Source organism: Streptosporangium sp. NPDC049046 (assembly GCF_040649155.1).
Lineage (GTDB): Bacteria > Actinomycetota > Actinomycetes > Streptosporangiales > Streptosporangiaceae > Streptosporangium.
In genome coordinates this window covers 203169-226007 of sequence record NZ_JBEZEZ010000005.1, presented here as the reverse complement: position 1 = coordinate 226007, position 22839 = coordinate 203169, and the positions used below count along the sequence as shown (strand labels likewise).

20 protein-coding genes are annotated in these 22839 nt (G+C 71.6%); 15 read left to right on the top strand and 5 right to left on the bottom strand.

Annotated features, from left to right (window positions below):
- Positions 1-32: 32 nt before the first annotated feature.
- The 6 genes from AB0B96_RS09165 to AB0B96_RS09140 all read left to right on the top strand — a co-directional run bounded on the left by AB0B96_RS09165 (position 33) and on the right by AB0B96_RS09140 (position 4713).
- Positions 33-296: a phosphoribosyl-ATP diphosphatase gene (locus tag AB0B96_RS09165; protein WP_350947730.1), complete on the top strand. Its 264-nt coding sequence runs from the start codon at positions 33-35 to the stop codon at positions 294-296.
- Between the two features lie 61 nt (positions 297-357).
- Positions 358-1203, top strand: coding sequence for an ATP phosphoribosyltransferase (hisG, locus tag AB0B96_RS09160; RefSeq protein WP_362897310.1), 846 nt, complete (start codon positions 358-360; stop codon positions 1201-1203).
- Positions 1204-1335: 132 nt separating this feature from the next.
- Positions 1336-2220, top strand: coding sequence for an ABC transporter ATP-binding protein (locus AB0B96_RS09155; RefSeq protein ID WP_362897309.1), 885 nt, complete (start codon positions 1336-1338; stop codon positions 2218-2220).
- The gene (locus AB0B96_RS09150; protein WP_362897308.1) at positions 2220-2954 is read left to right on the top strand and encodes an ABC transporter permease; all 735 of its coding nucleotides are present in this window, start codon (positions 2220-2222) and stop codon (positions 2952-2954) included. The genes AB0B96_RS09155 and AB0B96_RS09150 overlap by 1 nt, the downstream gene beginning before the upstream one ends.
- Complete coding sequence (locus AB0B96_RS09145; RefSeq protein WP_362897307.1) at positions 2951-4111, top strand: sensor histidine kinase; 1161 nt, start codon at positions 2951-2953, stop codon at positions 4109-4111. The genes AB0B96_RS09150 and AB0B96_RS09145 overlap by 4 nt, the downstream gene beginning before the upstream one ends.
- A complete protein-coding gene (locus tag AB0B96_RS09140) occupies positions 4108-4713 on the top strand; it encodes a response regulator transcription factor (protein WP_362897306.1) in 606 nt (201 codons plus the stop codon). The genes AB0B96_RS09145 and AB0B96_RS09140 overlap by 4 nt, the downstream gene beginning before the upstream one ends.
- Positions 4714-4720: 7 nt before the next feature.
- Here AB0B96_RS09140 and AB0B96_RS09135 read toward each other — a convergent pair whose 3' ends face one another.
- From AB0B96_RS09135 to AB0B96_RS09125, 3 genes are all read right to left on the bottom strand, one after another.
- On the bottom strand, positions 4721-5569 hold the full coding sequence (locus tag AB0B96_RS09135; protein WP_362897305.1) for a siderophore-interacting protein: 849 nt from the start codon (positions 5567-5569) through the stop codon (positions 4721-4723).
- A gap of 50 nt (positions 5570-5619) precedes the next feature.
- On the bottom strand, positions 5620-6948 hold the full coding sequence (locus AB0B96_RS09130; protein ID WP_362897304.1) for an aminotransferase class V-fold PLP-dependent enzyme: 1329 nt from the start codon (positions 6946-6948) through the stop codon (positions 5620-5622).
- A gap of 149 nt (positions 6949-7097) precedes the next feature.
- Positions 7098-8195: an EAL domain-containing protein gene (locus AB0B96_RS09125; RefSeq protein WP_362897303.1), complete on the bottom strand. Its 1098-nt coding sequence runs from the start codon at positions 8193-8195 to the stop codon at positions 7098-7100.
- Positions 8196-8326: 131 nt separating this feature from the next.
- Between AB0B96_RS09125 and AB0B96_RS09120 the strand changes: the two genes are divergently transcribed.
- From AB0B96_RS09120 to AB0B96_RS09095, 6 genes are all read left to right on the top strand, one after another.
- The gene (locus tag AB0B96_RS09120; protein WP_362897302.1) at positions 8327-8983 is read left to right on the top strand and encodes an acVLRF1 family peptidyl-tRNA hydrolase; all 657 of its coding nucleotides are present in this window, start codon (positions 8327-8329) and stop codon (positions 8981-8983) included.
- A 359-nt stretch (positions 8984-9342) separates the two neighbouring features.
- Positions 9343-10941: an ABC-F family ATP-binding cassette domain-containing protein gene (locus AB0B96_RS09115; protein ID WP_362897301.1), complete on the top strand. Its 1599-nt coding sequence runs from the start codon at positions 9343-9345 to the stop codon at positions 10939-10941.
- A 114-nt stretch (positions 10942-11055) separates the two neighbouring features.
- On the top strand, positions 11056-11271 hold the full coding sequence (locus AB0B96_RS09110) for a helix-turn-helix domain-containing protein (protein WP_030904785.1): 216 nt from the start codon (positions 11056-11058) through the stop codon (positions 11269-11271).
- Positions 11272-11403: 132 nt separating this feature from the next.
- On the top strand, positions 11404-12207 hold the full coding sequence (locus tag AB0B96_RS09105; protein WP_350947719.1) for an enoyl-CoA hydratase/isomerase family protein: 804 nt from the start codon (positions 11404-11406) through the stop codon (positions 12205-12207).
- 290 nt (positions 12208-12497) lie between these two features.
- On the top strand, positions 12498-14372 hold the full coding sequence (locus AB0B96_RS09100) for an ABC transporter ATP-binding protein (RefSeq protein WP_362897300.1): 1875 nt from the start codon (positions 12498-12500) through the stop codon (positions 14370-14372).
- A 60-nt stretch (positions 14373-14432) separates the two neighbouring features.
- Positions 14433-14801: a transposase gene (locus tag AB0B96_RS09095; protein ID WP_362897299.1), complete on the top strand. Its 369-nt coding sequence runs from the start codon at positions 14433-14435 to the stop codon at positions 14799-14801.
- Between the two features lie 115 nt (positions 14802-14916).
- On the opposite strand, the gene AB0B96_RS09090 is transcribed toward AB0B96_RS09095, so the two are convergent.
- Positions 14917-15804: a sulfotransferase gene (locus AB0B96_RS09090; RefSeq protein WP_362897298.1), complete on the bottom strand. Its 888-nt coding sequence runs from the start codon at positions 15802-15804 to the stop codon at positions 14917-14919.
- Positions 15805-15834: 30 nt separating this feature from the next.
- Here AB0B96_RS09090 and AB0B96_RS09085 point away from each other — a divergent pair, with 30 nt between their 5' ends.
- From AB0B96_RS09085 to AB0B96_RS09075, 3 genes are all read left to right on the top strand, one after another.
- Positions 15835-16761: an LD-carboxypeptidase gene (locus tag AB0B96_RS09085; protein ID WP_350947715.1), complete on the top strand. Its 927-nt coding sequence runs from the start codon at positions 15835-15837 to the stop codon at positions 16759-16761.
- Positions 16762-16800: 39 nt separating this feature from the next.
- On the top strand, positions 16801-17730 hold the full coding sequence (locus tag AB0B96_RS09080; protein WP_362897297.1) for a hypothetical protein: 930 nt from the start codon (positions 16801-16803) through the stop codon (positions 17728-17730).
- Between the two features lie 346 nt (positions 17731-18076).
- Entirely contained in the window at positions 18077-20749 is a 2673-nt protein-coding gene (locus AB0B96_RS09075) for an Hsp70 family protein (protein WP_362897296.1), read from the top strand.
- A 133-nt stretch (positions 20750-20882) separates the two neighbouring features.
- Here the strand turns inward: AB0B96_RS09075 and AB0B96_RS09070 are convergent, their stop codons facing one another.
- Entirely contained in the window at positions 20883-22808 is a 1926-nt protein-coding gene (locus AB0B96_RS09070; RefSeq protein ID WP_362897295.1) for a dynamin family protein, read from the bottom strand.
- Positions 22809-22839: the final 31 nt, after the last annotated feature.

Here is a 22839-nt window from a genome sequence, read left to right as displayed (position 1 = left end):
GACGGGCACATCCGACGATTCCGAGAGAGATCATGAAGACCTTCGAAGAGCTGTACGCCGAGCTGTCCGACAAGGCGCGCACCCGGCCCGAGGGCTCGGGCACCGTGGCCGCGCTGGACGCCGGGGTCCATGCCATCGGAAAGAAGGTCGTGGAGGAGGCCGCCGAGAGCTGGATGGCGGCCGAGCACGAGTCGAACGAGCGGACGGCCGAGGAGATCTCCCAGCTCCTCTACCACGTGCAGGTCCTCATGATCGCCAAGGGGATCGGGCTGGACGAGGTCTACAAGCATCTGTGAGCCGGTGCGCCCGGCTCCCGGTCTCGTAGGCAGTCTCGTCCACACGTAAGGAAATCCCGCCATGCTGCGTCTCGCCGTACCCAACAAGGGCGCCCTCACCGAGGGTGCCCAGACGATCCTCAAGGAAGCCGGATACCGCGTCCGCAAGGACAGCAAGGAGCTCGTGGTCGTCGACCCCGAGAACTCCTGCGAGCTGTTCTTCCTGCGGCCCAAGGACATCGCCGTCTACGTCGGCGAGGGCACCCTGGACGCCGGGATCACCGGCCGCGACATGCTCCACGACTCCGGGGCACGGGTCGAGGAGATCATCCCGCTCGGCTTCGGCCGCTCCACCTTCCGCTTCGCCGCCAACCCCGGTGACTTCGACGCCGTCGCCGATCTCAAGGGCAGGCGCATCGCCACCGCCTACGCGGGCCTGCTGGAGGCGTACCTCGCCGAGCAGGGCGTCGAGGCCCGGGTGATCAAGCTGGACGGTGCGGTCGAGACCGCGATCCGGCTGGGCGTGGCCGACGCGGTGGCCGACGTCGTGGAGACGGGCACCACGCTGCGCAACATCGGCCTGGAGGTGTTCGGCGAGCCGATCGCCCGCTCCGAGGGCGTGCTGATCAAGGGGATCGGCACCGAGGAGAGCGCGGGCCTGCGGCAGCTCATCCGTCGCCTGCAGGGCGTGCTGGTGGCGCGCGACTACGTGATGATGGACTACGACATCCGCGCCGAGCGGATCGAGGAGGCCATCGCCCTCACCCCGGGCATGGAGGGGCCGACGGTCTCCCCGCTGCACCGGGAGGGCTGGGTCGCGGTCCGGGCCATGGTCCCCCGCAAGGGACACCAGCAGATCATGGACCAGCTCTGGGAGATGGGCGCCAAGGCCATCCTGGTGACCGCCATCTTCGCCTGCCGTCTCTGACCCGTCGTCCATGATCTTCCGCGCCACCGGGACGCCCACCCGGTGGCGGTGTCGGCGTACCTGACAAATGTCATCCCCAAACCAGGAGGAGCGGCACTGAGGATTCCCGCCGGACGCTCCTAGCGTTGGGGCATGGACGCCATCGCCCTCACAGACGTGAGCAAGAGCTACGGCGACGTGCTCGCCGTAGCGGGCCTGAACCTCTCCGTCGAGGTGGGCCACACCGTCGCCCTGCTCGGCCCCAACGGGGCCGGCAAGTCGACCTCGATCAACATGATGCTGGGTCTGACCCGCCCGAGCGGCGGCCGGGTCGAGATCCTGGGAGGCTCCCCCGAGGCGGCCGTCGCCCGGGGGGAGATCGGGGCCATGCCGCAGAGCGGCGAGCTCATCGGTGAGCTCACGGTCAGGGAACTCGTCGACTTCGTCCGGCGGCTCTACCCCGAGCCGCTCGCCCTCGACGAGATCCTGCGGGTGGCCGACCTCACCGAACTGGCGCGCCGGCGCGCCGGCAGGCTGTCCGGCGGGCAGGCCCAGCGGGTCAGGTTCGCCCTGGCCATCGCGGGCGCGCCCAAACTGCTGGTGCTGGACGAGCCCACCGCGGCCATGGACGTGGAGTCACGGCTGCGTTTCTGGAAGAGCATGCGCGACTACGCCGCCGAGGGCCGGACGATCCTGTTCGCCACCCACTACCTGGAGGAGGCCGAGGAGAACTCCGACCGGGTCATCGTGATCACCCGGGGCCGGGTGGTGGCCGACGGCACCGCCGCCCAGATCACGTCGGGGATCGGCGAGCACGTCGTCCGCTTCACCCTGGGCGGGCAGCCGGTCGCGGGGCTGGACGGCCTGCCGGGTGTCCTCGCCGCGGAGATCTCCCAGGGGGTCGCCACGATGCGCACCGCCGACCCCGACGCCACCGTGGCGGCCCTGTACCGGAGCACCTCGCTGGAGATCCGCGACCTCAGGATCATCGGCGCCGACCTCGAAGACGCCTTCCTCGCCCTCACCCGGGAGCCCTGATGCCGAACTACGTCAAGATCGAGGTTCTGCGGATGTTGCGCAACAGGCGTTACATCATCTTCGTGGTGGGATTCCCCACGGTGTTCTACCTGATCTTCTCCGGCATCTGGGGTGCCGAGCCGGATTCCGGCGGGGTGAGCGCCGCGGTCGTCCTCATGGTCTCCATGGCCGCGTACGGGGCGATCGCGGCCAGCCTGATGAGCACCGCCGTGCCGTGGGCGCAGGAGCGGCAGTCCGGCTGGCTCCGCCAGCTTCGGGTCACCCCGCTGCCCGGCTGGGCGATCATCGTCACCAAGCTGGTCGCCGCGCTGCTGCTGGTGTTGCCGTCCATGGCGCTGGTCTGCCTGGCCGCGATCCTCACCCAGGGCGTCCGGCTGCCGGTGGGGGAGTGGCTCGTGCTGGTCCCGGCTCTGTGGATCGGTGCCCTGCCGTTCGCCGCGCTCGGCCTGCTCATCGGTTCGCTGCTGCCCGCGGACGCCGCGCAGTCGGCCGCGATGATCAGCGCGTTCGGGCTGGCGATCCTGGGTGGGCTGTGGTTCCCTGTGGAGATCATGCCCGAGGCCATGAAAAGCGTCGTGCACGCGATGCCCTCCTTCTCCTACGTCGACATCGGCCACCACCTCGTCGCCGGCGACGCGGCGCCGCCGTCCGAGATGGTGATCGTCGCGCTCTGGGCCGCGGCGCTCGGCACCGCCGCGGTGCTCGCCTACCGCAGGGCGCTCGTCCGGGCATGATCCGCGTCTCCGCGCTCACCTTCGGCGGGACGGGCGAGCGCCCGTCCCGCCTCCGGCGTCTGCTGGGGATCTCCATCGGCCTGGTCTACCTGTGCTTTCCCGTCCTGGAGATCGTCACCGGCGAGCTGTCGGGAGCCGGGGCCGTCTGGGGCGGTGCCGGTCTGGCCGCCTTCGTCGCCCTCTACATCGCCACGGTGCTGAGCCCGAGGAACTTCGGGGACCCCACTCGCCTGACGTACTGGCTGCTGGGGGTGACCACGCTGCTGGGAGTCGGCCTGGCGGTGGCCTTCGGCGGCGGTTGGCTGACCCTGCCGATCTACATGGCCGTGGTCTACGGCATGGCGCTGCGTCCGCGGCTCTCGGTGATCGGTGTCCTCGCGATGGGCCTCGCCGTCGCGCTGATCGGCCTGCTTGAGGAGAACGACCCCGGTGCGACCCTGGTGCTCGTCTTCCAGGTCATCACACTCGGCGTCCTGTTCATGGGGGTGCGCAACACCCGGATGCTGGTGGTGAGGCTCCGCCAGGCACAGGAGGAGGTGGCGCGGCTCGCCGCGAGCGAGGAGCGGCTGCGCATCGCCAGGGACCTGCACGACCTGCTCGGCCACAGCCTGTCACTGATCGTGCTCAAGAGCGAGCTGGCCGGACGGCTGGCGGAGAGCGGCTCGGAACGGGCCGTGGCCGAGATCCGCGACATCGAGTCGGTGGCCAGGCAGGCGCTGGTCGAGGTGCGCGACACCGTCACCGGCTACCGCCAGCGCGGCCTCTCCGGCGAGTTGGACGGGGCCCGCGCCGCCCTGGAGGCGGCGGGGACGAGGCTCACGATCCGGCTCGCGGGCCCCTCACTGCCGGAGGAACTGGACGAGCTGCTGGGCTGGGCGGTGCGGGAGGGGGTCACCAACGTCATCCGGCACGCGCGGGCGACCCGGTGCGAGATCGAGGTGACCATGGACGAGACGGCCGCGACCCTGAAGATCGCGGACGACGGGCGCGGCACGGCCACGGACGGGCAGGGCAGCGGGCTGACCGGGCTCACCGAGCGGGTACGGGCGGCCGGTGGCACGGTGTCCGCCGGGCCGCGGCCGAGCGGTTTCGTCCTCCTGGTCACGGTGCCGCACACCGGCCTCCTTCACCCGCCGGCGAAGGAGGGGAGTCGGTGATCCGGGTGCTGCTGGTGGAGGACCAGGCGATGGTGCGGGGCGCCCTGGCCTCGCTCCTCGGCCTGGAGCCCGACATCGAGGTGGTGGGGGAGGCCGCCGACGCCGCCGAGGCGCTCGCCGTGGCCCTGCGGGTCCGGCCGGACGTCGCGCTGCTCGACGTCGAGATGCCCGGCGACGACGGCATCGTCGCCGCCGCACGGATCCGCGAGGCGCTGCCCGGCTGCCGGGTCATGATCCTGACCACCTTCGGCCGCCCCGGCTACCTGCGCAGGGCGATGGAGGCCGGCGCGACGGCCTTCCTGGTCAAGGACAGTCCGGCCCGTGAACTCGCCGCCGCCGTCCGGCGGGTCCACGGCGGCGAGCGCGTCATCGACCCGGGCCTGGCAGCCGCCGCGCTCAGCGCAGGCCCCAACCCGCTTTCGCCCCGCGAGCGTGACGTCCTGGTCGCGGCCTCGGGCGGAGCCGGTATCGCCGACATCGCCGCACGGCTGCACCTGTCGGAGGGGACGGTCCGCAACTACCTCTCCTCGGCCATCCGCAAGACGCACGCCCGCAACCGCATCGAGGCGGTCGAGCGGGCCCGCACCCAGGGCTGGCTCTGAGCGGGGTTCACGAGGAGAGCGCCGCGGCCTCCTCGGTCTCGATCCGCTCGTTCCACTCGCGCTTGGAGGAGCGCCACGCCTCGTCGTCACGGCCCAGACGCCAGTAGCCCGAGATGGAGAGTCTCGCCAGCGGGATACCGCGCTCGGTGCGCAGGTGGCGTCTGAGATCGCGGACGAAGCCCGCCTCTCCGTGGACGAAGGCGTGCACGTCTCCCGCGGGGAAGTCGAGTTCGCGGACGGCCTTGACCAGCCTCTCGCCGTACTGGGCGGGACCCCGGTGCAGCCAGACGATCTTCACGTCACCGGGGGAGTCGATCCTCTGCTCCTCCTCGGGGCCGGCGACCTCGATGAAGGCCCAGGCGCGGGCGCCGGCGGGGAGGTTCTCCAGGGAGACGGCGATGGCGGGCAGCGCGCTCTCGTCCCCCGCGAACAGGTGCCAGTCCGCCTCGGGGTCGGGCGCGTACGCGCCGCCGGGGCCGAAGAAGTGGACCTCCTCGCCGGGCCGGACCCGGTCGGCCCACGGTCCGGCCAGGCCGGCGTCGCCGTGGTGGACGAAGTCGAGTGTGAGTTCGCCCGCCTCGGCGTCCCAGCGGCGCACGGTGTAGGTGCGGGTGGTGGGCCACTGCTCGCGGGGCAGGGCGCGCATCGCCTCCATGTCGAACGGCCGGGGGTAGCTCACCCCGGCCGGGGCGAACAGCAGCTTGACGTAGTGGTCGGTGTAGCCGTCCGTGCGGAACCCGGAGAGTCCTTCGCCGCCGACCACGACCCGGATCATGTGGGGAGTGAGCCGCTCGACCCGCCGGACCAGGCCGCTCGTCACCTTCCGGTTGCGGCGCTCGGCTTTCTCGTCTGCCATATGTCACTCCGTGGGGATCTAAGTTAGGTGAACCTAACTCGTACCATATGTCACCGGAGCGTGGCGACGGCCCTCACCGCCTGGTCGACCTGTTCGGGGGTGGTGACGATCCCGGTCCCGAAGCGCAGGTAGACGTCCCGGTACGGGGTGGCGCTGGTGATGATCCGGTGGCCCCTGCGGAGCCTGCCCACCGCGGCGGGGGCGTCCACGCCGTCGATCGCGCAGCAGATCAGGCCGGCCGACAACTCGGGGGAGACCGGGGTGATCAGCCGTACGTTGGGCAGGGCCGCGAGCCCCGCCTTGAGCTGGGTGGCCTGCTCGGTGATCCTGGCCGCCACCCGCTCCTTGCCGATGGCCCGATGGAAGGCGAACGCCTCGTTCAGCGCCCAGCGGTGCTCGAAGCTGTGGTAGCCGCCGGGGGTGTGCAGGAGCCCGCCCGGGCCGTACGGTTCGTCGCCCGTCCCCGGGTCGACGGTCACGTTGGAGAAGCTCGCGACCACCGGCAGCAGCGCGCCCCAGGCCCGCCCCTTTCCCCACAGGACGCCGGTGCCCCGGGGGCCGAACAGCCACTTGTGGGTGCCACCGGCCAAGAAGTCGCAGCCCAGCTCCTCCACCCCGTCGGCCGTCGCGCCCAGGCCGTGCACCCCGTCCACGCACAACAGCGCCCGGTCCTCGGCGTCTCTGGAGCGGTTGGCCTCGGCGACCATGTCGGCGATCGCCCTGACCGGCATCCGCACCCCGGTGCCCGAGTGCACCCAGGTGATCGCCACCACCCGGGTCCTCGGTGTGAGCGCGGCCTTCAGCCGGGAGACGATCTCGTCGGCGGAGGCCTTGGCCGGGTCGTCGTACAGGCGGACCCTGCCGACCTTGGCGCCGGTCCTCGCGGCGAGCAGCCGCAGGCTCTCGTGGGTGGCGAAGAAGTCGTGTTCGGTGGTGAGCACGTCCTGGCCGGGGAGCAGGCGCATGCCGCTGTAGAGCAGGCCCAGGCCCATCGTGGTGCTGTCGGTGAGGGCGACGTCGGGTGCGTCGGCGCCCAGGTAGGCCGCGGCGGCCTCGCGCACCACCTGCTCCCTGTTCTCGCCGTGCAGGTAGGCGTCGGTGTCGGTGTCGAGGCCGCGCCGGTGCTCCTCGATCGCCCGCCGCACCTGGGCGGGATGGGCGGCGAGGACGTAGGCGGCGAACTGGGCGTAGGAGGGGTCGAGCGGGAACTGGGCCCGCACCGACTCCCAGCTGGCGGGGTCGAACGACGGAGGCCGTGACGCGGTGGGGGCGGCGGGTTCTTCGCCCGGGGTGCAGCCGGACAGCGCGGCCCCGGCTCCGGCCAGGAGTCCCGCGCCGAGCAGCCCTCGCCGCCCGACCCGAGGTCCGCGCTCGCCCATCTGGCACCCCTCGCCGTCGTCCCGCCCTGTGCCCCTTCCTATCGTGATCATGCCCGCCTGCCAAGAGGGCGCGACGGATATTAAGATCTACAATGTAAAGGCGTCGGGCCGGGTCGAGAAGGATCGCACCGCTCGCGGACGCGACCTCCTCAGCTCTGCATGGCCGCGACCTGGCGGATCAGGTCGGAGACCCGGACGACGCCCATGCAGCGCCCCACCTCGTCGGTGACGACCAGGTCGTCGTAGACGCGCTCGGCGTCGCGGCCGGCGACCTGCATGGCGGCTATGGCGGGGGTGGTCCTGGGGACCGTGCGGGCGGGGTCGGCCAGTCGTCCGGCGGCCTTCCTGCCGTGCAGGGCGTGGCCGAAGCGCCCGGCGATCGACAGCAGGAAGCGACTGCGGTCGAGGCTGCCCTTCGGGCGCTGGTACTCGTCGACGAGGATCACGCTGGTGATGGACGGCTCGCTGCCGAAGGCGTCGATCACGGCCTCGGCGGTGGCGTCGTAGGGGAGGGTCACCGCGGGCAGCAGGAACTCGTGGACTCGGGGCCCGAGGACCAGCCGGGAGGACTCCTGCTCGACGACCGGGAGCGGTACGTGCACCCGCCCCGACGGGCCGGGGACCAGCAGAGGGCCCTGGGCCAGCCGCACCCCCCAGCCGCGGATCGCGGAGAGCTGCGCCTCGTCCCTCACCCCCGGGGCCAGCACGTGCGCCCCCGTCCCCCGCGCGAGCCTCGCCAGGCCTTCGCCGATCGCGGTGCGACGCGGGTCGTGGGGAACCTGGGCGATCAGGTCCGGTGAGATCACCGCCAGGTAGGGCGCCGCGTCGGCGACCAGGTCCAGCGGGACGTGCCCGGTGCCCAGGTCGCCGACCGCGATGAGGTAGCCGATGGCGCGCAGGCCGTCCAGCCCGGTGAGCAGGGAGCGGCGCTCGAACTGGGCGAAGTCGCCTCGTACGGTGAGGATCACCTCGCGGGGCCGCCGGCCTGAGGCGCGCAGGGCCTCGTGGAGCGGCGCGAGTGCGGCCGAGCCGCCGATCACCGCGGCCGCCGGCAGGGTGAGCACCAGGGGGAGCAGGATCTCGCTCGCGGCGACCTCGCGCACCGTCTGGACGGTCGAGGAGATGTTTCCGCGGCTTCCGCCGTCGGCCTGGAAGGCGATGACGCCTCCGGTGTCGAGATCGACGACAGGCGTGACACCCGTGCCTGCCGCGGAGGACTGCGGGACGGCTCGCGCTCTGGTGGTCACGTTCCGAGCATGGGGCATCCTTTGACGGTGCATAAGTAACGCACTGTGATGTTCACCGACTTTTCGCCGTTCGTTGGACTTGACCGGGGGGATCGTGTGTCCGGCGAGGTCGGCCGGTAGTGTCGCGTTCCATGACGTCGCGACCGGCCAAGGGGGGAGGCCGCTGGGTCTCCGTGGCGCCCGAACGCCTGAACCGCTGGATCGACGGCTTCGTCGACCGGCACGGTCCGCCGAGCGTGACGGCCTCGGCCTCCGTCGTACGCCTCGACGGCGCGGACGGCGCGGTCGCCGAGTGCCAGGTGCCGTTCCCTCCGCTCACCGGTGCCGGGGGTGGCCCGATCGCGCGCCTGGTCACCCACGTGCGCACCGAGCGCAGGATCGGTGTGTTGCTCGTACGGCTGGGCGGCCACGCGGCGGGCATCTTCCAGGGCGAGGAGCTGCTCTCCTCCAAGGTCGGCTCACGGCAGGTCCACGGGCGCAGCGCGGCGGGCGGCTGGTCACAGCGGCGCTTCGCCCGGCGCAGGGAGAAGCAGGTGGACCAGGCGCACGAGGCGGCGGCGGAGGTGGCGCTGCGCGTCCTCGGCCCGCACATGGGTGAGCTGGAGGCCGTCGTGCTGGGCGGGGACCGGCGCGCGATGGACGCGTTGCGGCCCGACCGCAGGCTCGCCCCGGTCTTCGCGCTGGAGACCGAGCCCTTTCTGACGGTCCCCGATCCTCGGCTGGTGATCCTCAAGGACACCCCCGCCCAGTTCCGCGCGGTACGCATCAGGGTGAGCGACCCCCTCTGACCGGGCGGATGTGGCCGGGCGTGCTGCGAGGCGGGTGCGGTGAGCGGATCCCGCGTGAGCGGGCGTCGCGTGAGGGGACACTACGGGGGCCCGTGAGGCGGGTGTGGTGACAGGGAGCAGGCGTGAGTAAGGGCGGGACCGGCTCTCGCGCGAGCCGGTCCCGCTTGAGCTGGACTCACGTAATCGTGGAGAAGCCGGCCGGTGCCGCGCCGTACACTGATCGGTATGCGCACTCCCGATTGACCGTCGTCCCCATGAAGGCGAGACGGCCGAGCCGAGAGCCGGGAGACACAGGGCGCGGCGGGTTCGGCCACAGTGATGTGAGCCTGTGTATTTCCTGCTGGGAGTGTTCTCCAACCATGATCGTAGCTTCTGACATCGAACTGCGGGCCGGGGCCCGGTTGCTCATCGAGGGCGCGTCCTTCCGGGTGAACCCCGGTGACAAGATCGGGCTCGTCGGCCGGAACGGGGCGGGGAAGACCACGCTGACCCGGGTCCTCGCCGGAGAGGGATCGCCCGCCTCGGGCACGGTCACCATCAGCGGCGAGGTCGGCTACCTGCCGCAGGACCCTCGTACGGGTGATCTGCACATCCTCGCCCGCGACCGCATCCTGTCGGCGCGGGGGCTCGATCAGGTGCTGCGTGAGCTGCGTGAGGCCGAGCTCGGCATGTCCTCGGCCGACGACCGCACGCGGGACCGCGCGGTCCGCGCCTACGGGCGCCTGGAGGACCGGCTGCACGTCCTGGGCGGATACGCCGCGGAGTCGGAGGCCGCCTCCATCGCCTCCAGTCTGGGGTTGCCCGACCGGGTGCTCGGCCAGCCGCTGGAGACCCTCTCCGGGGGGCAGCGCAGGCGGGTGGAACTGGCCAGGATCCTCTTCAGCGGGGCGGAGACTCTCCTGCTTGACGAGCCGACAAACCACCTAGATGCGGACTCAATCGGGTGGCTTCGTGATTTTTTACGATCTCACCAGGGCGGCTTGATCATTATCAGCCACGACGTCTCGCTTCTTGAAGCGACGGTAAACCGCGTCCTGCACCTCGACGCCAACCGCGCGGTGATCGACACCTACAACGTCGGCTGGAAGGCCTATCTGGCCCAGCGCGAGACCGACGAGAAGCGCAGGAGGCGTGAGCGGGCCAACGCCGAGAAGCAGGCCTCGGCCCTGATGTCGCAGGCCGACAAGATGCGGGCCAAGGCCACCAAGGCGAAGGCCGCGCAGGACATGCAGCGTCGTGCCGAGCGGCTGTTGTCGGGCCTGGAGGTGGAGCGGCGCGGCGACAAGGTCGCCAAGCTGCGCTTCCCTCAGCCGGCCCCGTGCGGGCGCACCCCGATCATGGCGGAGGGGCTGTCGAAGTCGTACGGCTCCCTGGAGGTCTTCACCGACGTCGACGCGGCCGTCGACAGGGGGAGCAGGGTCGTCATCCTGGGCCTGAACGGCGCGGGCAAGACCACTCTCCTGCGGATTCTCGGCGGCATCGAGGAGCCCGACACCGGTGCGGTCAAGCCGGGACACGGGCTCAAGCTGGGTTACTACGCGCAGGAGCACGAGACGATCGACCCCGAGCGCACCGTGCTGGAGAACATGCGCTCGGCCGGGGGAGAGCTTCCCGACGTGGAACTGCGCAAGGTTCTGGGCTCGTTCCTGTTCACCGGGGACGACGTGGACAAGCCCGCGAGGGTGCTGTCGGGCGGGGAGAAGACGCGGCTGGCGCTGGCCACGCTGGTGTTGTCCGCGGCGAACGTCCTCCTCCTCGACGAGCCCACGAACAACCTCGATCCGGCGAGCAGAGAGCAGGTTCTTTCGGCGCTAACGTCCTATTCTGGGGCAATTGTGCTTGTCACGCATGATGAGGGTGCTGTAGAGGCTCTACGACCCGATAGGGTGATCTTGCTGCCTGACGGAGTTGAAGACGCGTGGAGCGACGAATTTTCCGATCTTGTGGCACTTGCCTGATCTTAATTTGAGCGGGTACGGATCTTTTCCCGTGGAGTAGGTAGCCGATCTCGCTGAAATGACTGATCATGGCGTGTGTAACGCTGCGGAAGTCTGGCACTACAGGAGGTACTCGTGGCCGAGACTCTCAAGAAGGGCACCCGGGTTACCGGGGCCGACCGTGAAAAACTGGCCTCCGATCTCAAGAAGCGCTACAGCGCGGGTGAGAGCATCCGCGCCCTGGCCGCTTCGACCGGTAGGTCGTACGGGTTCATCCACCGCATCCTGAGCGAGTCCGGTGTGACTCTGCGCGGGCGCGGTGGCGCCACCCGAGGCAAGTCCAAGCGCTGACCCCGCCTCGGAACGCGCGACCGCAGCCGCCGTCCCCCACGCTGACGCCGCCCCCGCCCGATCCTGTAGAACCTCATTCTGGGGAATCGATAGGCTCGGGCGAGGCGGATACCGAAGGTGGGAGAACAGGCGATGGCGGAAGCGATGTTCGGGGGGAGTGCGGAGGAGATCTCTCTCGAGGAGGTCGGTCTGCGCTGCGAGGTGGACGGCGAGATCGCGACGATCACGCTGGACCGTCCTGAGAAGCGAAACGCTCAGACGTTCGCTACCTGGTCGGCTCTGGCTCATATCGGTGACGGCCTGCCGCAGCAGGTGAGGGTCGTCGTGATCAGAGGTGAGGGGCCGTCCTTCTCCGCGGGGATCGATCTGAGGATGTTCACACCGGAGGGAGTTCCTGGGCAGGGGTCGTTCGCGTCCTCCGCGACACTCGACGAGGCTTCTTTCGCCGAGCGGGTGGCGTTGGCCCAACGGGGTTTCCTCTGGCTGAGGCGTCCCGACATCGTCTCCGTGGCGGCCGTTCACGGCCACGCGATCGGTGCGGGATTCCAGCTCGCGCTCGCCTGTGACCTGCGGGTCCTGGCGGACGACGCCAAACTGTGCATGAAGGAGCCCGCCCTCGGGCTGGTTCCCGACCTGACCGGCACCAAGCCGCTGGTCGACCTGGTGGGCCTGTCCAGGGCCATCGAGATCTGTCTGACCGCCCGCGTCGTGGGGGCGCGGGAGGCGGCCAGGATCGGCTTGGCGGAGCTGGTCGTCGCGCCCGACGAGCTGACACAGGCCGTGCGCGACCTGACCGACGCGCTGCTGGCGACCGACCGCGACGCCGCGACGGCGACCAAGCGGCTGCTTCAGGGGGCTTCGGGGCGCACGCTGGCCGAACAGAGCGCGGCCGAGGCGCGCGAGCAGGCCAAGCGCGTCAAGGCGCTCTTCGGGTAGGCCGTCCCGCCCAGGGGGGCCGCGGGCGTCCGTCCCACGACGGTTCCCCGCCAGACCGGCGGTGCCCGTCTCGGGCCGAGGGCGCCCACCTCGGACTGTCGGTGCCCGTACCAAGCCGACGGTGCTCGTCCTGGGGGCCGCGGCGCCTGTCCCGAACCCGTGGCACCCGTCTTCGACTCGCCGCGCCCGTTCCACGTCGGGGCGCCCGCCGAAGGACGACGGTGTTCGCCCCGAGCTGACAGGGGAATGATCGCGCTTCTCCCGGTGCTCGCATCGGCAGAGGAGGCCGTATGGCGATGATGGGTGGGGGACTCGGTCCCCAGGCGATGTTCTCGTTCCGGCGTGACAGGTCGGTGACCAAGCAGCGTCTGGCACCGGGCACGGTCAGACGCATCGCCCGCTACGCGCGCCCCTTCTCGCGGCACATCTCCGCCTTCCTCGCGCTGGTCGTGGTCGGCTCGGTGATCGTGATCGCCAACCCGCTGCTGATGAAGGCGATCATCGACGACGGCATCATCCCCAAGCGCGAGGGGGTGGTGATCGCCCTCGCAGTGGTCATCGCGGGCCTGGCGGTCGCCGACGGCGCGCTCACCCTGGCCCAGCGCTGGTTCTCCGCACGAATCGGCGAGGGCCTCATCTACAACCTGCGCACCGAGGTCTTCGACCACGTCCAGCGCATGCCCGTGGCCTTCTTCACCCGCACCCAGACCGGTGCCCTCGTCTCCCGGCTCAACACCGACGTCATCGGCGCCCAGCGCGCGCTGACCAGCACCCTGTCGTCGGTGGTGTCCAACGTGGTCATGCTGGTGCTGGTCCTCGGCGCGATGCTGGTGCTCTCCTGGCAGATCACCCTCGTCGCCCTCGTGCTGTTACCGATCTTCATCTTTCCCGCGAAGTGGGTCGGCAGGAAGATGTCCGGGCTCACCCGCGAGCAGATGGAGCTCGACGCGGAGATGAGCACCATGATGACCGAGCGGTTCAACGTCGCCGGGGCCATGGTCGCCAAGCTGTACGGCCGCCCGGCCGACGAGGCCGCCGCCTTCGCGGGCAGGGCGGGGCGGGTGCGTGACGTCGGCGTCACCGTCGGCATGTACGGGACGGTCTTCCGCGTCGCGCTCGGCCTGGTCGCGGCGCTGGCCACCGCCCTGGTCTACGGCGTGGGAGGCGTGCTGGCCGTCTCCGACGTCTTCGAGATCGGCACCCTGGTGGCGCTCGCCGCCCTCCTGATGCGCCTGTACGGCCCCCTGACGAGCCTGTCGAACGTGCACGTGGACGTGATGACCGCGCTGGTGAGCTTCGACCGGGTCTTCGAGGTCCTCGACCTGAAGCCGATGATCGCCGAGAACCCCGACGCCCGGCCCGTTCCCGCCGGCCCGGCCTCCGTGGAGTTCGACGGCGTCCGGTTCGGATATCCGTCGGCCTCGGAGGTGTCGCTCGCCTCGCTGGAGGCGGTGGCCCGCCCCGACACCGGGCCGGGCCAGGAGGTGCTGCGCGGAGTCACCTTCACCGCCCACCCCGGCGAGATGGTCGCCCTGGTCGGCCCCTCGGGCGCGGGAAAGACCACCATCACGGGTCTGGTCTCGCGCCTCTACGACGTCGGCGAGGGCGCGGTCCGCGTCAACGGCCTGGACGTGCGCGACGCCACCCTGGCCTCTCTGCACGACACCGTGGGGGTCGTCACGCAGGACGCCCACCTGTTCCACGACACCATCGGGGCCAATCTCCGCTACGCCAGGCCGGAGGCGACCGACGAGGAGATCTGGGACGCCCTGCGCGCCGCCCAGATCTCCGACCTGGTCCTCGACCTCCCCGACGGCCTGGAGACCGTGGTCGGCGACCGTGGTCATCGGCTGTCCGGCGGCGAGAAGCAGCGGCTGGCCCTGGCGAGGCTGCTGCTCAAGGCGCCCAGCGTGGTCGTCCTCGACGAGGCCACCGCGCACCTCGACTCCGAGTCCGAGGCCGCGGTCCAGCAGGCGTTGAAGATCGCGCTGGCCGGACGCACCTCGCTGGTCATCGCCCACCGCCTGTCCACGATCCGCGAGGCGGACCAGATCCTGGTGGTCCAGGACGGTCAGGTGGTCGAGCGGGGCCGCCATGAGGAGCTTCTGGCCATGGGGGCGATCTACGCCGAGCTCTACCGGACCCAGTTCAGCCACACCTCCTGATGCCCGGCGCCGCGTCGCCGAGTGGATCTTCCGGTACAGATGGTGTTAGATCATAAGAACGTGGACGACCGGTTGAAACGCGATGACCTGACCGACGACGAGTGGGCACGGCTGGCGCCGTTGCTGCCCGCTCACGCCCGGCGGGGAAACCGGTGGGCCGATCACCGCACGATCATCGACGGGGTGTTCTTCCGTAGCAGGACCGGCTCTCCCTGGCGCAAGCTGCCGGAGGCCTACGGCAACTGGAAGACCGTCTACAACCGGCACCGCCGGTGGTCGGTGGACGGCACCTGGGAGACGATCCTGGACACGCTGCGGACCGGCGAGGGTGCCCCGACCTCCGGCACCTGTTCCACGGCCGTCGCGGTCCCCGTACGCCGGCCGGGGGACATCCGGCCCGGCGCGACGTTCGAGATCCCGAACTGGTGACCGCGCCCCGAGGCCCGTGGCAACCGGCTGGACGGCGGCGACGGCAGGGGGCGGCCGTGCCCGGTCGCCGGCAGGAGAGGTTCGCCGCCGGAGCCGTCCTCGGCCGGGGCCGACGTCAGGATGACGCGTAGCCCAGGCGGGTGAGCTCCTCGCGGGCGACCTTGGACACCAGTTCGGCGTCCTGGCCGCGCAGGCGGGTGCGCCAGACACCGACCTTCGGCACGCTCCTGCCCAGCAGGGCGATCTTCGGGACCCGCGTCTCCAGGAAGTGGCAGAGCCCGTCGAGGGACTCGGCGGGGGAGGAGACCAGATCCTCGTAGCGCAGGGTGAGCATCTGCTCCCGGGGCAGCTCCTGATGGAGCGAGGCCGACAGCCGCACCGCGCTGCGCCAGCGCAGCGCGCACTTGCCCGCCGTGGGCATCGCCTTCCAGCGCTCGCGGTGCTCGCCGGAGTTGACGCCGAGGAAGGGGTTGGGAAACTCCGTCTCGTCGCTGAGCAGAGCCGGCTTGAACCACCTCAGGGACTCGGGGTCGGCCAGCATGTCGGCGGCCACGTCGCGGCCGTCCCTGATGAGCTGGACGAAGCGGGCGTCGGGGAAGGCCTGCAGCAGCACCGAGGCACTGTAGAGCAGGTCGGGGCTCGCGTCTCCGAAGCGGACCACGGAACCCGGGGCCGCGCAGGGGCCCGCCCCGGTCACGCCGCCCGCCTCCCGGCAGGTGGGCGGGCACTCCCCGCAGGCGCCGGGGACGATCTGCCAGGACTCGGCCAGGGCGTCGCGGAGCACGCGGGTCGCGCCCATGCCCCGTCCCGCGATCGAGGGCCGCCGGGCGAAGGCGTAGACGACGTGCGCCACCGCCGCCCGCCCCATGGTGACGTGGAACCCGGGGGAGCGTTTCAGGGCGCGGGCCAGCAGATCCGCGCCGGAGTGCGGGGCGGCGAGCACGAATACCGGCCTGCGGACCTTGATGCCGTTGACCACCAGGATGTGGGGCGGAGGTCGCATATGAAAGCCCAGTGTGGCACCGTTTGCGGAGTGAACGAACCGGCTGCCGGGATACCGGTCCCGCCTCCGCCTCGTCCCGGCGACACGGTGGCTGTGGTGGCCCCGTCCGGACCTCCCGATTCCGAGCGGCTGGCGCGCGGCGTTCGCGTCCTGGAAGGGCTCGGGCTGAAGGTCGTCATCGGCGCCCACACCCTCGACAGGGACCGCTACCTGGCGGGCTCCGACGCCGCCCGCGCCTCCGATCTGCTGGACGCCTGGTGCGATCCCGCGGTGAGCGCGGTGTTCTGCGCCCGCGGCGGTTACGGCGCGACCCGTCTCCTCGGTCACCTCGACTGGGACGCCATGCGGGCCGCCGGTCCCAAGGCGCTCGTCGGCTCCAGCGACATCACCGCCCTGCACAGCGCGTTCGCCGTGGAGCTGGGCCTCGCCTCCTGGTTCGGGCCGATGCCGGCCTGCTCCACGATCAGCGACCCCGAGGGGCCCGAGCCTCGCACCTTCGAGAACTTCACGGCCGCGCTCGCCGGAGCCCCGCCGACGATCACCGGCGACCGGGTGATCGTTCCCGGCGACGTCACGGCGCCGGTCACCGGCGGCAACCTCAGCCTGCTGGCCGCGCTCTGCGGCACTCCGTACGCGCTGTCGGCGCGGGGCCGGATCGTCCTGCTGGAGGATGTCGCCGAGGCGCCGTACCGGATCGACAGGATGCTCGTCCAGCTGCTGCAGACCGGGGCACTCGACGGGGCCGCCGGGTTCGTCCTGGGGTCCTGGGTCGGCTGCGGCGACCCCTACCCGGTGCTGGAGGAGCTGCTCGCGCCGCTCGGGGTGCCCGTTGTCGCAGGGCTTCCGATAGGGCATGGAGAGCCACAGTTCTCTGTATTGCTCGGGGCACTTGGTGCTATTGATGCAAAATCGTGCTCTCTGGCCTACTCAACAGGGGGCGTCGGCAAGGCACTCTAGGTGCGAACCTAGGAGGAAACCGGCAGAGGGGGCGCACGCGTGAGATTGTTCCGGCGGCACCGTGACCGGCGGACCGAGACGCCGAGGCGTCCGGTCGAAGAGGTCGATCTCGACTCCCTGCTCGCCCTGGTCGCGGACAATCTCGGCTACGCCTGCTCCTTCGACCCCGGCGGCGGGACCCTCACGCTCACCGGCCCGCGCCGGGTCGTGGTGCGCCTGGCCGGGCTGCGCGCCGAGGCTCTCAGGCGTTCCCGCGAGGACTGGCCGGTGATCGTCTCCGCTTACCTATCGCACACCCTGGCCACGGTGGACGAGCCGTTCGACGCCTGCGACCTGGAGCAGGTACGCCCGCTGCTGCGCACCCGCATCCAGCTCGACGACGACCTGGATCCGGCCCGCGTGGTCGGGCGCCACCTCACCGCCGACCTGGTCGAGGTGCTCACCGTCGGTGACGGCGACGCCGGGCGCCCGGTCCGCCCCGAGGAGGTCGGCTGCTGGCCGATCGCCGCGGCCCAGGCCCTCGACCTGGCCCTGGAGAACGCGCGCGGGGACGAGCGGCTCTCGGTCACCGAGGGTGATCTCGGCGGGGTGGCCGTGCGCAGGCTCACCGGTCCCACCGAGGGCGCCGCCGCCCACCTCCGCAGGCTGGGCGACTACCTGCCGGTTCCCTCCGACGGGGTCCTCGTCGCCCTGCCCGACCCGGCGACGCTCATCGTCCACCCGGTCGAGGGCATCGGCGTGGTCCGCGCGATCGAGCGGCTTCGGCTGTTCGCCCAGCGGGAGTTCGACATGCGCGCCGGGGCGCTCAGCCCTCAGGTCTACTGGTGGCACGCCGGCCGTCTCTCCCTGATCAGAGCCGATCTGGTCAGTCAGGACGGGCAGACCCGGCTGGTGGTCGCGCCCCCGCCGGACTTCGCCCGCGTCATCGCCGCCCTGGCCGTCCGCCCCGACGGCGGCATCGGCGGCTGATCCCCGCGAAGGCGGTCACCCGCGCCCGGCCCTTCGCGTTCCGGGGCCCTCTCGCGCCGCGGCGGACCGTGCGGGAGACGGAACCGGCGCGGTCGCGAGATGATGGGGACGCGACCGCCCCGCCTTTCCGGTCCCCGAACGTTTCCTTTCGTGCTCCGACCGTCGTCGCCGGATGCGGAATGATGGGATCTGGATCTACGAACGCCGTCGGAACGCCGGTGTCGGGACGCGGAGACCCCGGGGTTGTCCGGTCCGCGCGGCGTGAACCCCCTCGCGCCGCTTGACCGCGACGTGAGGGGAGAGTCTCCGGTCGATCCGGCCGGGGAGGAGTTCAAAAGGAGTGGACATGGCGCAGTGGTGCCTCGGTGTCGATCTGGGGACGAGTTTCTCCGCCGGGGTGATAGCGGCGGAAGGACGCTTCGACGTCCTGGAAGTCGAGGGAGAGCGGCGCATTCCCTCCGCGGTCATGCTGGACGAGCGGGGGGCGCTCGTGGCGGGCAGGGTCGCCCAGCGGGGCATCGCGACCAATCCCGAGCGTGTCGAACGCAACCCGAAGCGCTATGTCGGCCGGAAGCGGATGTTGCTCGGAGGCGTCCCGGTGGACGTGGCCGACGCCCTCGCGGCGCTGCTCGAACCGTTCGTCAGTGAGGGGCGTCGGCGGTTCGACGGCGCCGACCCCGACTGCATCGCGCTCACCCACCCGGTGGCCTGGGGTGCCGACCGCAAGGCGGTGCTGCTGGCGGCGGCGAGGAAGGTCGTGAGCGGGGTGCGGATCGCGCTCATCGACGAGCCCGTGGCCTCGGCCCGATACTTCGCGTCCGCGGGGCGGGCGGTCGGCGGGTCGCGGCTCGCCGTCTACGACCTGGGCGGCGGCACGTTCGACGCGGCCGTCCTCACCGTGGACGGCGGTGACTTCGCGGTCGTCGGCGAGCCGGGGGGCAGCGACGAGATCGGCGGCGAGGGTTTCGACGAGCAGGTCTTCGCGTTCCTCGGCGCCCAGATCGAGCGGATCGACGCCGACTGGTGGCAGCAGGTGACGACCAACCCCGAACGTCGCTACGTCAGCTACGCCGCCGACCTGCTCAAGATGGCGAGGGAGGCGAAGGAGACGCTGTCGAAGTTCGACACCTCCTCCCACTACGTGGTGGGCATCAACGAGGACGTGCACATCACCAGGGCCGACCTGGAGGATCTCATCGGTGAGGACATCCGCAGGACGGTGGACATCCTCGACGAGACGATCCGTGGCGCCGGGGTCGAGATGGACGAGCTGGCCGCGGTGTTCATGACCGGCGGGCCCAGCAGGATGCCGCTGGTCCAGAAGGCCGTGCGTGAGCGCTTCGGCGAGCGGGTCAGGACCTACGACGACCCGAAGATCGTGGTCGCGTACGGCGCCGCGCAGCTGGCCTGGAAGCTCAAGGTCGAACACCGCGAGCCGGGCAAGGGCTCCGCTCCCGCCACCGGCGGCCATCCGGTCTCGCCCGCCACCGGCGGTCATCCGGTCCCTCCCGGTGCCGGGCGGCTCTCCGGCGCGGGGCAGCGGTCCTTCCCCGGCCAGGTGGCGGATTCCCCGGTCCTCGCGGGTGGCGCCGCCCTCGGGGCCGGGGGCAACCTGCCTGGCACGTCGGTCGCCGCCCCGGCCGCGGCGCAGCGGGCCTTCACCGGCCCGGCGAGCGGTGCCACCGGGGACCACCGGGTGCTCGCCGGCCCCGGGGGCAGCGCCACCGGCGGCCACCGGGCCGTCACCGGCTCGGCCGCGGGTACGGGGGGCACGCTGGGCGGGCCCACCGTCCAGGGGATCGAGAAGGTCATGGACGCCGTGCTCGAGGCGCGGGCCGAGGCGGGCCGGGTCTTCGTCCACCAGGCGTTCGAGAGCGGCCACCTGCTGCGCAGGCTCGACGGTACCGGGGGCCGCCACGACAGGGAGTTCCGCTTCGGCAGGCTCGTGGAGTGGGCCGCGTCCGGTGAAGGTGTCGTGGCCGTGGAACAGGTGGGGCCCGCGCAGGTGCTGGTCCGCACCCTCACCCCCGACCTGGCCGTTCGCGCCACCCACCCGGCACAGATGTGGGACGACCCGACCGTGATCGTTCACGGCCGTACGGCGTGGGTCTTCTTCAACTCCCGGCAGCCCGTCCCGGTCGACGCCACGATGGGCCTGCCCTGGGGGGAGACCGGCAGCCTGGCCGTGATCGAGCTCGACCTGGGCGGGACCTTCGCGTTCCAGGCCCCCCAGCCGCGCGAGCTGGGCCCGTACGCCCAGTGGTTCCTCAACGAGGACAACAGGCTGCGCCGGCTGCTCGACCAGGAGGCACCCAGCGGCAGCGAGCCGTCGCCCTCGGTGGGCGCGCCGGGCTGCACCGTGGTGCTCGGGCAGTTCAGCAGCAACAAGCCGATGTTCCAGAACAGGCACCAGGACTTCAGGCCGTGGCAGGTGCTGTGCCTGGTCGACCCCGGCGGTGTCGTGCGCCCGACGGTGCGCGAGCCGGGGCGGAGCTGGCTGCATCAAGTGGTCCTGCACCGGGGCAGGTGGTTCACCTCCGGCTCGGCGGGGCTGGAGGCCGACACCGCCGACGGCAGGACCAGGCTGATCATGCCGCGGCCCCGGGGCGGCGCGCTGCGCTGGTTCCCGGCGGGCGATCAGATCTACGCGGTCGGCACCGACCAGGTGAGCCCCGCGAGGGGCTGGTCGGTCGGTATCTTCGACCAGCGCTCCCAGACGCTGGAGTTCCTGATGGGCAAGCAGTCGGCGACCCTGGCCGGCCACCTCACCTCGCGGCATCGCTGGGAGCGCCCCAGGTTCGTCGCCGACGGCGACTCGATGTGGATGACCATGCTGGACGCGGGACGCAGCAGGCTGCTGCACATCACCCCGGCGGGGGCGCGGGAGGTGCACCGCACGCCGGGGGTGTTCGAGCCGGTCGCCCGGGTTCCCACCGGCCTGCTCTGCCTGCACCGCCCCGCCGACGCGACCGGCGCCACCCGCGACCAGCCCGCCACCCTGGTGCACCTGCCGCTCTGATCGTTCGCGGCCCCCGGCCGGACGGGACGAAGACCGCCGCGGCGGCGTCGCCCGTCGTTCCGGCGGCCACCGGAACGACGGACGGACGGCGGGACGATCCCCGGCCGCGATCACGCGACCGGGAGACGCCCGGTCAGGTCGCGGCGGGCACCGGCCGTTCCGCGCCCAGGGCGGCCACCGCGGTGGCCAGTTCCTTGCGAAGCTCCTCGCCGCGCTTGGTGAGGGTGCCGATCGCGGCGATGCGATCCTCGCCCGACTTGCGAGCCTTGAGGCGCTCGGCGGCCGAGCGGGCGGAGGCGGACTTCAGCTCGGCCCGCCTGGTCTCCAGCTCCCTGCGGCGCCGTGCCAGGCTCTCGTCCGCGGTCTGCTCGACGCCCACCCGCCAGGTCGCCACCATCCGCTCCAGGTCGAGCGTCATCTCCCTGGCGACCACCGAGAACTGGTCGCGCAGTGCTCCCCTGATCGCCGCCTGGCTGCGCTGCACCTTCTCCATCGAGCGCCGCCCCATGAAGATGGCCGCCCCGATGGCCGGGGCGACGAGGATGAAGCCCACCGGGCCGAGCAGGGCCGTGGCGAATCCGCCCAGGGACAACCCGATCGAGGCCGAGGGCAGCACGTCGCGGACCAGATCCACACTGCCGGGGTCGTCCGCGGCGAGATCGCCCCTGACCTGGACCTGCGAGAGGCTGGGCATCGCGCGCCCGTCGGTGGCCAGGTCGACCGGGTCGAGGCCGAGATCGCGGGCGAAGGCGTCCAGCGTGGTCCTGGACAGCTTCTCCACGTCGTAGACGATCTGCGACCACGCCGCCTCCAGCGAGCGCTGCACGCTTTCCGGTAGTTCCGCCATGTACTGGTCGATCTGGGCCTGCTTTTTCAGCGTGGCGATCGTGTTCTCGTACGGCTGGCGGATCTCGGACACCCGCGCCGCCACGATGCCCGCCACCTCGCGCCCGAGGAAGGTGTTGGCCACCGCGCCCGCCCTGCGGCGCCCCGCCAGCTCGGCGAGCTCCGCCAGGCCGGCGTCCACCTCGGCGAGCCGGGCCGTGACGTCGCCCTCGTCGTCGGAGCCCGCGGCGACGTCGTCCTTCGCGCCGGTCGCGAGCGAGGCCAGCACCGACAGCGCGGCGGCGACCACCGTGGCGCCCCGCGCGGAGTCCCTGCCCTCGGCGAAGCCGCGCAGGTACCGCTCCAGCACGTCCATGCCACTGCGCGCCCGCAGCGTGTCGGCGCGCTCGGTGCGTCCCTCACGCCGCTTGGCCTCCGCGGCCTCGGCGAGCTTGGCGCTCACCGGGATCCACGGCGCCTCCAGGAGCGGGGCGAGCGTCGCCGCCCTGCGGGGGTCCGCCGCGATCGCCTCGTTGACGAAGGTCGCGAGGCGGGTCTTGTTCTCCTCCTGCAGAGCGCGCCAGTTGGCCGAGTCCTCCACCTTCGTCAGGACGAACGCGATCGCCTGGACCCGTTCGGCGGCCTCGGCGAGGAACTCCAGCTCGTGCCTGAGCACCGGCTGGTCCTGCGCGCTGAGCGTGAACAACAGCGCGTCGGCCCGTTGCAGCATGGCCACCGTCACCTGCCGGTGGCCCACCGTCAGGCTGTCCACGCCGGGGGTGTCGAGCAGCCGCAGACCGTCGAGCAGCGGGTTGTCGAGGGTGATGTCGACACTGACGACGTCGCGACGCTTGCCCGCGTCGCCGCGCATCGAGGCGTAGTCGGGGATCGACTCGATGGTGATCGGCATCTCGACCGGCCCCGCGTCGGTGCCGCGGTGCACGACGGCGGCGAGCCGGGGGCCGCGCCGCAGCGACAGGAAGCAGTTGGTGGCGACGTCGGCGTCGACGGGCAGCAGGTCGGGGTGGGACACCAGCGTGTTGAGCAGCCGGCTCTTGCCGCGCTTCTGTGCCCCGGCGACCACGATGTCGGTGCACTCGTCCTTCCATCGGCCCGCGCACGCGGCCAGCACCTCCGCGAGGTCCTTCCTGCCGCACTGCCCGGCCAGCGCGTGGACCTCGTTGGCGTAGCGCAGCAGTCTGGCCACGGGGCCTGCCGGGTCGGGGGTCGTCATGGTCGTGCTCTCCTGTCGGGGATGGTCGGGT

What these genes read in the sequence shown, in the direction of transcription:
- AB0B96_RS09165 (WP_350947730.1), top strand. Translation starts at nt 33, where the DNA reads ATGAAGACCTTCGAAGAGCTGTACGCCGAGCTGTCCGACAAGGCGCGC.
- hisG (WP_362897310.1), top strand. Translation starts at nt 358, where the DNA reads ATGCTGCGTCTCGCCGTACCCAACAAGGGCGCCCTCACCGAGGGTGCC.
- AB0B96_RS09155 (WP_362897309.1), top strand. Translation starts at nt 1,336, where the DNA reads ATGGACGCCATCGCCCTCACAGACGTGAGCAAGAGCTACGGCGACGTG.
- AB0B96_RS09150 (WP_362897308.1), top strand. Translation starts at nt 2,220, where the DNA reads ATGCCGAACTACGTCAAGATCGAGGTTCTGCGGATGTTGCGCAACAGG.
- AB0B96_RS09145 (WP_362897307.1), top strand. Translation starts at nt 2,951, where the DNA reads ATGATCCGCGTCTCCGCGCTCACCTTCGGCGGGACGGGCGAGCGCCCG.
- AB0B96_RS09135 (WP_362897305.1), bottom strand. Translation starts at nt 5,569, where the DNA reads ATGGCAGACGAGAAAGCCGAGCGCCGCAACCGGAAGGTGACGAGCGGC.
- AB0B96_RS09130 (WP_362897304.1), bottom strand. Translation starts at nt 6,948, where the DNA reads ATGGGCGAGCGCGGACCTCGGGTCGGGCGGCGAGGGCTGCTCGGCGCG.
- AB0B96_RS09120 (WP_362897302.1), top strand. Translation starts at nt 8,327, where the DNA reads ATGACGTCGCGACCGGCCAAGGGGGGAGGCCGCTGGGTCTCCGTGGCG.
- AB0B96_RS09115 (WP_362897301.1), top strand. Translation starts at nt 9,343, where the DNA reads ATGATCGTAGCTTCTGACATCGAACTGCGGGCCGGGGCCCGGTTGCTC.
- AB0B96_RS09105 (WP_350947719.1), top strand. Translation starts at nt 11,404, where the DNA reads ATGGCGGAAGCGATGTTCGGGGGGAGTGCGGAGGAGATCTCTCTCGAG.
- AB0B96_RS09100 (WP_362897300.1), top strand. Translation starts at nt 12,498, where the DNA reads ATGGCGATGATGGGTGGGGGACTCGGTCCCCAGGCGATGTTCTCGTTC.
- AB0B96_RS09090 (WP_362897298.1), bottom strand. Translation starts at nt 15,804, where the DNA reads ATGCGACCTCCGCCCCACATCCTGGTGGTCAACGGCATCAAGGTCCGC.
- AB0B96_RS09075 (WP_362897296.1), top strand. Translation starts at nt 18,077, where the DNA reads ATGGCGCAGTGGTGCCTCGGTGTCGATCTGGGGACGAGTTTCTCCGCC.
- AB0B96_RS09070 (WP_362897295.1), bottom strand. Translation starts at nt 22,808, where the DNA reads ATGACGACCCCCGACCCGGCAGGCCCCGTGGCCAGACTGCTGCGCTAC.